Source organism: Candidatus Bandiella numerosa, assembly GCF_021811875.1.
Classification (GTDB): domain Bacteria; phylum Pseudomonadota; class Alphaproteobacteria; order Rickettsiales; family Midichloriaceae; genus Aquirickettsia; species Aquirickettsia numerosa_A.
The window spans coordinates 1-12,303 of sequence record NZ_JAJBJD010000010.1 but is presented as its reverse complement, the minus strand read 5'-3'; the positions used below and the strand labels follow the sequence as shown (position 1 = coordinate 12,303).

Genomic DNA, 12,303 nt, shown 5'->3' with positions numbered 1-12,303 from the left:
AGGTAATTAGTGAATATGTTAGTAAATACAATAACAAAAGATTTCATTCTAGCATTGGCTATAAAAAGCCCATGAATGTTTATTTAGAGGCATTGAAAAATGCTGCTTAATAATAGGAAGCAAAATTCTCAAAATTTTGTCTTGATTTTTCAGTCCACTATACAATGCTGCAATTTCTGCAGGTTTTGGAATATCTTCGCCTTCAACTTGTAGAGAATTTGTTCCAACAAACTTTGCAAGATCATTATAGCTTTTTGCCAGAGCCTCAAATTTTTCCACTAGTCCTTCTGTGTCATTTTGCACTGAAAGGTTAAATATTTGATCCTTGCCATTAACCTGAGAAGGTTTGTTAAGCAAATTAATAAAAAGGTTATCTGTTTCAATTCTATTAGTTTTTGACGTAATTTCTTGCCCATCAACCTTTATTTTAGCATCCTGTGCAGGTTTTACGCTGTCAAATATGTCGCCGCTAATCTTAATGTTGTTACCTGTGCCAGTTAGTAGTGATTTTAGAGCTATTTTTCCTTCTGCTTTACCATTACCAAGTTGAGGGTTATATAAAACTTCAATATCAGCTTTTTTTGCATTGTTTCTTAATCTTGCAACAAAATCACTTACTGTAATTGTATCATCAAAATCAACTTCTATTTGCTGATTTTTAGCTATAAAATCAGCATTTTTCATTGCATCACCAGATATGGTAAATTCATTTTGTTTGCCATGGTGTTTTTCATCAGAGCGTATCCACAGATATTCTGGTCCTGAAGTAGAATCTTTTTCTACACTTGCAACAACATGTGGATTCTTTTCTTCTCCTGCTTGCTTAGTTACATTATTAATTTTTTTAGCAATATCTAAAAGATTATCTGTACCTGTTATTTCTATTTCTTTACTGTTACCAATAGTAAATTTGCCTGAAGAAAGCTTACTACGCTCAGCTTTTAGACCATTATCCAGAACTGTGAGAGTTATTCTACCCCCAGCAGGATTAGAAACTGCACTAGCAAATGCTTCATTAGGGTTAAATTGATTCTTACTTGTGATTATCTCGCCTGTTGCAATTGACTCAATTTCAAAAGGAATTTGTTGATTGGTTGTTCCAGGTTTAGCTTTTATTTCTGCATAATTTTTTGTTAGATCCTCAAGAGCAACCACTTTTTTACTGTCAAAAACACCATTTTTTCTTAAAAAGTTATATGTAAATTCTGATATATTAGATTCAAAATTTTCAAGATGCGTGCGCCATTGCCCCAGACCAGAGATGGTGTTTGTTGAAATTCTTACTTCATCCTGTATTTTTTTTTAGCGGTTTCTCAGCTTCCTTAATGGCCTTTGCTTGCTGAGTATTTTCCTGTGGATTGAAGACGTCCTTGACACTACCTATTGAATCTAACATAGTCTTAAAATGTATTTGTCCTTTTAATTGGTTACAGCAATAATTATACCAAATAATTTTTAAAAATGACAATGTTTAAAATTGAAAGTGAATATAATCTGGCAGGGGATCAGGTGGAAGCTGTTGATAAACTTACTGAAGGTTTAAACGATGGCAATAGAAATCAAGTGTTATTGGGGGTTACCGGTTCAGGAAAGACTTTTACGATGGCAAATATTATTCAGAGATGTCAAAAACCAACACTTATCATGGCTCATAATAAAACATTAGCAGCACAGCTTTACAATGAAATGAAAGGTTTTTTCCCCAGTAATGCTGTGGAATATTTTGTTTCATATTATGATTATTATCAGCCAGAAGCTTATATACCGCAGTCAGATAGTTATATAGAAAAGGATGCTCAAATAAATGAACAAATTGATTTACTTAGGCATTCTGCCACCAGAGCACTGCTTGAAAGAAAAGATGTGATAGTGGTTGCTTCAGTTTCTTGTATTTATGGGTTAGGTGCTCCTGAGTTGTATTTACAAATGTCATTTAAACTAGAGCAGGGCAAGAAATATTCTCGCAGGTATATTATGCAAAAGCTAATTGAGCTACAATATAAGCGTGTGGATTTGGATTTTACAAGAGGGGGGTTTAGAATTAGAGGGGAAAACGTAGATATATTCCCATCACATTACCAAGATAGAGCTTGGAGAATAACTTTTTGGGATGATGAGGTTGAGAAAATTTATGAATTTGATTATTTGACAGGTGAAAGAACCAAAAAACTTGATGCAATTACCATATTTGCAAATAGTCATTATGTAACCCCTAGAGCAACTATTGAACAAGCAATAGATTTAATCCAAGATGAGCTTAAAGATAGAGTGGAGGAATTTAAGTCATTGGATAAAATTGTAGAAGCACAAAGAATAGCTCAACGAACTAATTTTGATCTAGAAATGATTTTAGAATCAGGTTCCTGCAAAGGAATTGAAAATTATTCTAGATATTTATCTGGACGAAATGAAGGGCAGGCGCCACCAACTTTATTTGAATATTTACCGAGTGACGCATTACTATTTGTCGACGAGAGTCACGTTACAGTGCCACAGATTGGAGGTATGTATAATGGAGATAGAGGTAGGAAAAAAACTCTTGTGGAACATGGTTTTAGGCTACCTTCTGCGCTTGATAACCGGCCACTAAAATACGAAGAATGGGACTCAATGCGTCCGCAGACAATTTTTGTTTCAGCAACACCAAGTCCAAGAGAATTAGCATATACGAATGGTAAATACATTGAACAAATTATTAGACCAACGGGATTACTAGATCCAATATGCGAAGTGAGAAGCTGTGAAACACAAGTGGATGATTTGATAGGGGAGTGTAAAATCTTAGCTAAAAATGATAAAAGAGTATTAGTTACAACGTTGACTAAGAGAATGTCAGAAGATTTAACCGATTATTTAAATGAAGTAAATATTAAGGCTGTATATATGCACTCAGATATTAAAACACTGGAGAGAGTGCAAATAATTCAGGAATTACGTGAGGGTAAATATGATGTTTTAGTAGGGGTGAATTTGCTTAGAGAAGGTATTGATATTCCGGAATGTTCGTTGGTTTGTATTTTAGATGCTGATAAAGAGGGGTTTTTACGTTCAGAAACTTCACTGATTCAAACAATTGGGCGAGCAGCAAGGAATAGCGAGGGGAGGGTAATTTTATATGCTGATAAAATTACTAACTCAATAAATAAAGCTCTTCAAGAAACTTTTAGAAGAAGAAAAATTCAAGAAAAGCACAATGAAGAAAATGGTATTACTCCAACCACAATTAAAAAACAACTAATGAATTCCTTGAATTTAGCTGTAGCTAATTTAAGGGATAAAAATAATGATAAAAAAGTTATGGATTTAGAAGTTATAGAAAATGATATCGGAAAGTTAAAAAAGCAAATGCTTGAAGCTGCTGAAAATTTAGAATTTGAAAAAGCAGCAAAACTGCGAGATAAAATAGATAAATTGCAAAAAAGTTTATTGATTATTTCATAAATATGAAGTGTGGCTTAATAAGATATTTATCCAAGGATATATCTGAGTTAATGGATGTTGGTGATGCAAGAGTAAAGCTATTTGCCAAACTTGGTATACGAAAATTTAAGGACTTATTATTTCATTTACCAACTGATTACATTGATAGAAGATACTCACCAAATATTTATGAAATTAAAAATGGAGATTTGGTAACTCTTGAAGTAGAAGTTTTTGAGATAAAGATAAATACAAGCTTTCGGCATAAATCACCTAGTAGAATATTATGTAAAAATGAATCTGGTTTAATTGAACTAATTTATTTTAATAAAATTCCACCATATATTAGGCAAAATTTTATTGCTGAAAAAAATATTATCATTAGTGGAAAAGTGGAAATTCAAGATAGAAATTTTGTTATGGTGCATCCTGATGTAGTAGTTAAATCAAATGAGAAATACAAGGTTCCTAAATTAGAAACAGTTTATCCAAAAGTTCAAGGTCTAACATCAAAATTAATTTCATATTTAATAAGGAATATTTTAAGTAATATGCCTGAATGTGAAAAGTGGTTGCCTAATGATTTATTAGAAAAACAAAAATGGAAAGGGTTTGTGGAATCATTAAATATTTTGCATTCTCCACTTGATATTAATTCTGCAGATTTAAAAAATGCTAAATCAAGGATTGCTTTTGATGAATTACTTGCAAATCAAATATGCCTTAAAATTTTAAGGCAAAAACTTCAAAATGAATCAAAAAGTTCTATAAAATTTTCTGGTAAATTGGTAGAGAGTTTTTTAGATAAACTGGAATTTAAATTAACTAAAGAGCAACAGCTGGCAGTTGATTCAATTTCGCAAGACCAACTGGCAAAAAAGAAAATGCTAAGATTGCTTATGGGAGACGTCGGATGCGGGAAAACCTTTGTAGCTATATGTGCCGCATTAAATGCTATAGAGGCGAAGAAGCAAGTTGCCTTTATGGTGCCAACAGAAATTTTAGCACAACAGCATTATAGGAATATTGTCAATTACACAAAACAAATGGAGGTTAAAGTTGAGCTTTTGGTTGGAAGCCTAAAAATTTCAGAGAGGAAAGAAATTTTAAAAGGGTTGGAAAATGGTTATATTGACTTAGTTGTTGGAACTCACACTTTATTTCAAGAAAAAGTGACATTTAAAAATTTAGGATTAGTAATAATTGATGAGCAACATAAATTTGGTGTTAAACAAAGGTTAAATCTCATGCAAAAAGGCGATGATGTAGATTTATTAATGCTCTCTGCTACCCCAATACCTAGGACTATTAATATGTTAAATTATGGCGATATGGATGTAAGCATTATCAAACAAAAACCAAAATCAAATGTTCCAATTGTAACTAGTACGCTATCAAAATCTAAAATGGATAATTTAATAGAAAAGATAGAAGTGTTAATGAAACGAGGTGAGAGAGTTTATTGGGTATGCCCTTTGATAGAGGAGTCAGAAAAATTGCAATTATCCTATGTAGAAAATAGTTTTAAGATTTTGCAGGAAAAACTAGGAGACAAAGTTGCTATGATTCATGGTAAAATGAAAATTGAAGAGAGAGATGATGCAATGCAAAAATTTAAAAATGGCCAAAAGCTAGTTTTAGTTTCAACCACAGTTATTGAGGTTGGTGTAGATGTTCCAGAAGCTACAGTTATGGTAATTGAAAATGCTGAAAGATTTGGCTTGTCCCAATTACACCAATTAAGAGGCAGAGTTGGAAGGGGAGCTCTTCAGTCATATTGTATACTGCTTTATGGAACGAAGTTGAGTTTAGACTCTAAAAAGAGATTGAGTATATTAACTAGCGTTAGTGATGGATTTGAAATTGCGGAAAAAGATTTGGAGATAAGAGGAAGTGGAGATTATTTAGGAGTTAGGCAGAGTGGTGAATCTGGATTTAGATTTTTCGATGTATGTAGAGATGCGTCATTAGTATCTATTGCTGATGAATATGCAAGTGAGCTTATCAAGCAACCACTAGGTGATTCAATAACGACTCTATTAGAAGTATTTGATAAGGATATATATTTTAAAGAGCAAGGAACAAGTTTGACATAGTTTTATTGTTTAGTACTTGCATTGCAAGGATGTATTAACAATCCTTGCAACTAAGATATTTTTCAAGATTTTATAATACTCAAATTGTAGCGGAATTCGAATTATCAGCAAATTCAAAACCTAAAATTTCATTAAATTGTGTATCATCATAATTTTTAAGATCATAATTTTCATAATGCCAAATTTCCTTACCATTTGCAGTTTGTAATAATGTATATAGGTTGATCAATGGAGCGCATTCATCAGAAAATGAATTTTCTCCATAAGTGGATATTTTTTCATTTTCCATTTTGAAGCACTCTTGATCACCTTGGCCTTTACCATCTGTGTATTTTATCACTTTTTTACCGTCTTTGTCAGCATATGAATATTGCTTGATAAGATTACTAAAATTGGCTATCACCGATGCATCACCCTTATCCATACCAACTGAATCTAAAAAATTACGCAACGAGTATATTTTTTCACAATCACTTGATTCTGATTCTAAGCTTTTTAAGCTGGAACCACTAATTTCAAAGCATTTTGTGTTTGATTCTCTATGATTTATAGAAGTTGCAGTATCTTTTTTGACTTCAGTTCCCGTATTGTTTGAAAAAAAGTATTCAGATTGTATTTTTTCGATAGTTAAACTCAGCATATCGTAAGCATTTTTTTCAGAATTTATTGAGATTGGTTCGTTTGCCTCATCTGTGGTAATAGTTTTGTTTTCTAATTTTTCCTCTGCGCTTACCAAAGTAGTTTTTAAATTAGCATTCTCCTCCGCTGCACTTGCCAAATTAGCCTTTAAATTGGCATTTTCTTCATCTAGTGTAGTATACCCTACCTTTAGTTTAGAGCACTCTCCATTTAGTGTAGCGTACTCTTCATGTTTATTTGTCAAAGCAGTTTTTAAATTAGCATTCTCCTCCTCTGCACTTGCCAAATTAGCCTTTAAATTGGCATTTTCTCCCTTTAGTTTAGTGCAGTCTTCATCTGTACTTGCAAATGCAGCTTTTAAATTAGTATACTTTTTCTCTAGTGATAGTTTTTCTTTTGAAAGAGTATCGTTTTTCTTTTCCAATTCCTGAACTTCTGCAGCTACCTTTTCTAATTCATTTACAGAGTTAGCGTTATTTGAAGTAGCGATAAAATTTGTGCCTAAAAAAGGCTGGTTGTCAACTTGCTTTGTAGTACTTTGTCTAAATTGTTTTGCTGATTTTGCCATTTTCTCCTCTTTTTTAGTTAAAATTATATGTCAACCCTAAGTTAATTGTGTGTATATTAAATCTAGATTTTTTCGGGTCATTTTCCTTATTATTATTTGCATCATAACCATATCCTAATGATTTAACATGACCTAGATCTACATATTTATAATTTGTTCCTATACTAACTTTTGTATTTAGTTTATACTCAATTCCTAAGCCAGCATTCCAGGCAAATTGGCTATGTGTATTAGCAGCTTCACTGAAAATAATTTGATTAGTAGTATCATTTTTTATGGTATAATCACCAAATTTATTTTTTGAAACGCCAGCTCCTGCTGTTATATAGGGCATAAAATGATTTTCATTATTAAAATTATATTGAAAATTTAGATTGAACAAGTCTGCTCTTACATTATGTTGATATGTGTGAGAATCCTGATTTACTGTGTGATTCATATTTCTGAAATTTGTATAATCTAAATATGTTGATAAGTTATTTGTTAATTTATAACCCCAGCCAACATTGTACAACATTGCATTAGATGGTTTTTTACTTTCTCTATCACCATCATGTTTATCGGTTAATTTATCAGGCAAACCATAGCCCACATTCATCTTAAAAAAGGGTTTTTCATACCAATTTGCATAAGTCGAAACTGGATTTATGGCAAGGGCTGATGAAAATCCTAATATAATTGAAGTAGTGTATAAAATATTTTTTCTCCTCATATCAATTTCCTCCTTGATTATTATTTTTATTCTGTTATCTTACTGATGGTTGTAAATAAACCATGGTCGTAAACAACGTTCTGTATAAGAACAGGGTGGATTTCACGCACATCTAGTAGCACTTAAGTTAAGCGTACTAATTAATTGCAACGAATGCAAGTATTAGTTGTGCAATTTTATTGCTAGGTCTTTGATTTTTTTATGTAAGGCTGTTCTTTCCATGCCGATGTATTTGGCTGTATGTGTGATGTTGCTATCAAATTTTTGAAGGTTAAACTCTATGTATTTTTTTTCAAATAATTGCTTTGCATCTTTTAATGATTTATCAAAATAGGTAGTAAAAATGTTTTTACTGTTTTGGGAAAGTGAAAAATCGTTAGAGTTTGATAGGGTTCCTTGATTTAGAAGTAATTTTAACAGTAGGTTTTCAATAAAATTTTTTAATTCTAAAATATTTCCTGGCCAATCATAATCTAGGAATTGTGCATAAAATTCACTACCCAGATTTAAATTATTGATATAATAATGTTTTTTAAAATTATTAATGTAATAATCTACAATAAGTTTTATATCTTGTTTTCTCTCTCTCAAAGGAGGCGCTTCTAATATTGTTAATGATAGTCTTTGAAGCAAGCTTTGATTAAAGTTTAAATCTTGAATTAGTTGTTCCTGGCTTATAGTGGAAGAACAAATTATTTTGCCCAATTGATTAGAGTTTTGTGAATTATTTAAATAATTAAGTAGCTTTTTTTGCAGGTATTTTGATAATTTTGAAATTTCGCTCAGATATATCGTTGATCTTTTAGCTTTTTCAAATATAGAGGTAGATTCAGTGTTTCCAAATAAAATGTTATCCAATTCTTTCTCAGAATGATTTTCAATGCTTACTTTATAAAAGGGTTTGTCATTGTAATTTTGATAAGCATGAATCAGACGTGCAATTTTTTCTTTGCCTGTTCCAATTTCTCCAAATATCATAGTTCTAGCATTTGATCCTATATTGTTTGCAATTTTACTTTTAATTTCAGTAATTTGTTTACTAGTACCTATAATAGAAGCTAAATCATTTTCTTGTTTTAGTTGAGTGCTATATTGTTGAAGATCAATATTTTCTAATGTTCTTTTTACAGTTATTACTAATTTTTCTGATTTAAATGGTTTTTCAATAAAGTTATAGGCTCCAAGCTTTATGGCTTTTACTGCAGTTTCAATGTTACCATGTCCGCTAATCACTATAACATGAATTTCTTTGTAAGTTTCCTTGATGATTTTTAATAAGCCCAATCCATCCATGTCACTACCTTCTAGCCAAATATCAAGAATGACTATTTTTGGAGAAGATTTTTTGAGTATTTCTAAGGCACTTGATGAGTTGAGTACAAATTCTGTTTTTAAATGGAGTTCGTCTTCAATAATATCTTTTATTAGCTCCCCAATATCTTGCTCATCATCGATTACTAATATGTCAAACATTACTTATTTTTGTTCTTAAAATTACCCTTAGCATATAGCAGTATTGCAATAAAGATAACAACAAAAATAATCACTATGTTAAATCTTTTTATATAAATAGATATTAGCTCTTCATTTGTACTAATTATATGGCCAAGATAAAGAATAAATGAAAGCCAAATGAAGCTTCCTAAAATAGTGTATAGAACGAAAAGTTTCAAATCCATTCTAGCGAGTCCAGCTGGAAACGAAATAAAATGCTTAATTCCAGGGAGCATCCTTCCAAAAAATGTTGATATAGCGCCATATTTATTAAAAAACAGTTCCAAAGAAAGTAACTGGTCAGATTTTAAAAAAAAATATTTTCCATAATTTATAAATAATTTTCTACCAAAGTGGTATGCCATAAAATAATTGAGAAGTGATCCCAACAAAGTGCCAGCTAAGCTAGATATTAAAACAGGTGCTAAGTGCAGTTCTCCTTTAGCAATTAAAAATCCTGCGGGTATTAATGTTAATTCGCTAGGAACGGGTATAAAGGTACTTTCTATGAAAGTCATGATAAAAATCCCTATATAACCAAAAATTTGAACAAAATTTAAAATTAGCTTGAATACTTCTCCAAAAAACTCTACAAACATTAAATCTTGATGTTTTTATGCAATTTATCTAGGATAATATAAGTAAAAAAATATAAATCACAATTACTATTTGTTTATATGGATGTTTTAGACGAAATTAGGGATGAGGTTAATAAGGAAAGGTTTTATAATTTTCTTCAAAATTATGGAAAGTACGTTGCGATTCTTGTGTTAGCTACATTCATATGTTTCATCATTTATTTTTGGTGGGATAAACACAAAAATAATGTGTTGTTGGAGGAGGCAAGTGAATACGGAGACGCAATAGGCTCTCATGATAAGGATAAAATTTCTAAACTAGAAAAGCTTAAAATAGGAAAAACAGTATATTCGGACTTAGCGAAACTCCAATTGGGTGCGTATTATGCTATTAATAAGGATTTTAATCGTGCTATACATAATTATGAATTACTAATAGACTCAAAAAGTACAGATAAAATTTATAGGGACTATGCAGAGTTGATGGTAATTAAGATAAAAATATCATCAGGGAAGATTAACTCAGGGGAAGGGATAGAAATGTATGAGAATTTTTATAAAAATGCAGAATATTTCAATAATATTGCAGTTTTGGGTGAATCAATATTGCTCATGAATAAAAGCGAAAAAGGTAAGGTTTCTTCTAAATTGAATGAAATACTAACGGATAATGAATCTCCAAATCTGTTGATGTATCTTGCAAGAATGATAGATAAGAGGGTTCGATCATAACTTCATCGTTTTGTTGGGTTTTGATTTGGGCTTTAGGATTCATAAAAAAAACTTTACAGGATGCATGTTTAGCTTTAAGTTCTGCTCAAGAAAGTTATATTCAAAATAATTTATGCTGATGAATAGTAAAGTATTTGGTTCAATACTAATTGTCGCAGGGACTAGTATCGGAGCAAGCATGCTGGCGTTGCCAATGATTTCATCGTCCTTGGGCGAAATAAAAAGTTTGTTTTTACTGATAATGGTCTGGTTATTAGGATATTATTCTTCTTTAATGGTTCTTAAAGTTAATTTATTTTACAAAGGAGCATTTTCAATTTCTGAGTTATGTAAAAAGAGTTTTGATTTTAAAATTTGGCTCATTGCTGATTTGTCAATCATAACGCTATTTTATTCTCTTTTAGCAGCTTATATATCAGGAATTGTTGAGATAAGTATGTTAGAAAATATGCCACATTCATCTAATTTGCTTAGTAACGGAGTTATAGGATATTTAGTGGTGGTGATATTGGTATTTTTCATAATATTTAATTTTAAAGTTTTGGACGTAAGTAATAGAATTATTTTTGTTATGAAAATAGGGGTTTTTATAACCATGTTATATTTTTTAAGCTCAAAGGTAGAATTGAGTAATTTGAAAAATTTCAATGGATACTTGTTACAAAACAACGATTTATTTAAAGCAATTCCAGTTTTTTTTACATCATTTGGATTCCATGGAAGTATACCCTCTATAATGAAATATTTAGACAATAATGAAAAAGATATAAAAAAAGCGTTTTTATGGGGTAGCTTTTTAAGTCTGATTGTATATTGTCTTTGGATATTTTTTACATCTGCGGTGTTACCAAAATATGGATTAATCAGCTTTGATGCTGTGAATAATAGTGATAACAAATTGCATGAGCTTATAAAAATGCTTGCAGAGAGAACTGAGCAAGATAAATTGCATGTTATTATTTCAGTGTTTAGTTGGATGGCGATAATTACTTCTTTTTTAGGAGTGGGAGTGGGTTTGTATGATTATATTTTAGAGAAGTTTAAATTTAAAAGGGAAGTATTTAAAGATCAATTAAAAGGAATATTTATAACATTTTTTCCTCCTTTATTGATAGCAATTCTTGGAAAAAATATTTTTGTAAAAGCTTTGGCTTTTGCTGCAATTAGTTTAAGTATGTTGGCAATCATACTTCCAGCATTTATAGCCCTAAAATTAGGGCAAAAAAATAAGATAGCTATAATTATGTCATTAATATTAGGAATGCTTATAGTTATAATCGAACTAGTTAATTTTTTATAAGTGATGTGCTTTTATATAGAATATAAGAGCATTAATATGACAATATAAGCAACCATAATTTATAACGATATGAGTTTAAATAGATTGGATCTTAGTATATTCGTAGTTTTGACCGGTTTGACGTTATTATACACAGTATTGTTATCAAGAAAGCATAATGAAAAAAGTGCGGTTGATTACTTACTTTTTGGTCGCAAATTGACACTTCCTCTATTTGTTACAACATTAGTTTCCACTTGGTATGGAGATATTTTTGGTGTAACGCAAATAGCGTTTAAAAGGGGGGTTAATACTATTGCAATATATGGAATTGGTTTTTATATTTCTGGAATTTTCTTTATGATATTTTTTGTCGAAAAGGCAAGAAAAATGAATGTTTTTACATTGCCAGAAATAATCCAGAAAAAATATGGCAAAACTGCATATAAATTATCTTCATTAATGATTTTGATTAAAGCGTTGCCTGTCACGTATCTTATTGGGATAGGGTTGTTGATTCAAAGATTATTCGGTTTAGATTTGTACTACTCCATGATTGTGGGGCTGATTTTTGTTATTTCATATATTGGTGTTAGAGGATTTAGCGGCATTATATACTCAGATGTAATTCTGTATTTTCTTATTTTCAATATGGTGGATATAGTGGACTGAAAAAGTCAGACAACAAAAAGAGTAGTTTTATTTCCTAAAAGATATAAAAATATAAATAAAAAATAAGAAGTATGAGTAAAAAAGAAAAAAGAAATTTTAGCGCTGAACAAAAA

The 12,303-nt window shown here is 30.7% G+C and carries 10 protein-coding genes; 5 read left to right on the top strand and 5 right to left on the bottom strand.

The features are described from left to right. Nucleotides 1-48 precede the first annotated feature (48 nt). Nucleotides 49-1,155 carry a flagellar filament capping protein FliD gene (gene fliD / locus L8D11_RS06145; RefSeq protein WP_410519497.1) on the bottom strand — a complete coding sequence of 369 codons (1,107 nt, stop codon included), beginning with the start codon at nt 1,153-1,155 and terminating at the stop codon, nt 49-51. A 306-nt stretch (nt 1,156-1,461) separates the two neighbouring features. Here fliD and uvrB point away from each other — a divergent pair, with 306 nt between their 5' ends. Both uvrB and recG read left to right on the top strand, forming a co-directional pair. After that, complete coding sequence (uvrB, locus tag L8D11_RS00925; protein WP_236869804.1) at nt 1,462-3,441, top strand: excinuclease ABC subunit UvrB; 1,980 nt, start codon at nt 1,462-1,464, stop codon at nt 3,439-3,441. Between the two features lie 2 nt (nt 3,442-3,443). Further along, entirely contained in the window at nt 3,444-5,516 is a 2,073-nt protein-coding gene (gene recG, locus L8D11_RS00920; RefSeq protein ID WP_236869803.1) for an ATP-dependent DNA helicase RecG, read from the top strand. A 79-nt stretch (nt 5,517-5,595) separates the two neighbouring features. Here the strand turns inward: recG and L8D11_RS00915 are convergent, their stop codons facing one another. From L8D11_RS00915 to L8D11_RS00900, 4 genes are all read right to left on the bottom strand, one after another. After that, nucleotides 5,596-6,723, bottom strand: coding sequence for a hypothetical protein (locus L8D11_RS00915; protein WP_236869802.1), 1,128 nt, complete (start codon nt 6,721-6,723; stop codon nt 5,596-5,598). 13 nt (nt 6,724-6,736) lie between these two features. Then, nucleotides 6,737-7,435, bottom strand: coding sequence for an outer membrane protein (locus L8D11_RS00910; protein WP_236869801.1), 699 nt, complete (start codon nt 7,433-7,435; stop codon nt 6,737-6,739). A 162-nt stretch (nt 7,436-7,597) separates the two neighbouring features. Next, nucleotides 7,598-8,908 carry a sigma-54-dependent transcriptional regulator gene (locus tag L8D11_RS00905; RefSeq protein WP_236869800.1) on the bottom strand — a complete coding sequence of 437 codons (1,311 nt, stop codon included), beginning with the start codon at nt 8,906-8,908 and terminating at the stop codon, nt 7,598-7,600. Next, nucleotides 8,908-9,528, bottom strand: a complete 621-nt coding sequence (locus L8D11_RS00900) for a DedA family protein (RefSeq protein WP_236869799.1) — start codon at nt 9,526-9,528, stop codon at nt 8,908-8,910. Before L8D11_RS00900 ends, L8D11_RS00905 begins: the two co-directional genes overlap by 1 nt. 78 nt (nt 9,529-9,606) lie before the next feature. On the opposite strand from L8D11_RS00900, the gene L8D11_RS00895 reads away from it, so the two are divergent. The 3 genes from L8D11_RS00895 to L8D11_RS00885 all read left to right on the top strand — a co-directional run bounded on the left by L8D11_RS00895 (nt 9,607) and on the right by L8D11_RS00885 (nt 12,190). Then, complete coding sequence (locus L8D11_RS00895) at nt 9,607-10,239, top strand: tetratricopeptide repeat protein (protein ID WP_236869798.1); 633 nt, start codon at nt 9,607-9,609, stop codon at nt 10,237-10,239. A 118-nt stretch (nt 10,240-10,357) separates the two neighbouring features. After that, nucleotides 10,358-11,539 (top strand): aromatic amino acid transport family protein, encoded by a 1,182-nt coding sequence (locus L8D11_RS00890; protein ID WP_236869797.1) that lies wholly within the window; start codon nt 10,358-10,360, stop codon nt 11,537-11,539. Between the two features lie 69 nt (nt 11,540-11,608). Further along, a complete protein-coding gene (locus L8D11_RS00885; RefSeq protein WP_236869796.1) occupies nt 11,609-12,190 on the top strand; it encodes a sodium:solute symporter family transporter in 582 nt (193 codons plus the stop codon). The last annotated feature ends 113 nt before the right edge of the window (nt 12,191-12,303 follow it).

Coding starts and splice junctions, on each gene's coding strand:
- L8D11_RS00895 (WP_236869798.1), top strand. CDS start 9,607: ATGGATGTTTTAGACGAAATTAGGGATGAGGTTAATAAGGAAAGGTTT.
- L8D11_RS00910 (WP_236869801.1), bottom strand. CDS start 7,435: ATGAGGAGAAAAAATATTTTATACACTACTTCAATTATATTAGGATTT.
- uvrB (WP_236869804.1), top strand. CDS start 1,462: ATGACAATGTTTAAAATTGAAAGTGAATATAATCTGGCAGGGGATCAG.
- L8D11_RS00885 (WP_236869796.1), top strand. CDS start 11,609: ATGAGTTTAAATAGATTGGATCTTAGTATATTCGTAGTTTTGACCGGT.
- L8D11_RS00915 (WP_236869802.1), bottom strand. CDS start 6,723: ATGGCAAAATCAGCAAAACAATTTAGACAAAGTACTACAAAGCAAGTT.
- L8D11_RS00900 (WP_236869799.1), bottom strand. CDS start 9,528: ATGTTTGTAGAGTTTTTTGGAGAAGTATTCAAGCTAATTTTAAATTTT.
- L8D11_RS00905 (WP_236869800.1), bottom strand. CDS start 8,908: ATGTTTGACATATTAGTAATCGATGATGAGCAAGATATTGGGGAGCTA.
- recG (WP_236869803.1), top strand. CDS start 3,444: ATGAAGTGTGGCTTAATAAGATATTTATCCAAGGATATATCTGAGTTA.
- L8D11_RS00890 (WP_236869797.1), top strand. CDS start 10,358: ATGAATAGTAAAGTATTTGGTTCAATACTAATTGTCGCAGGGACTAGT.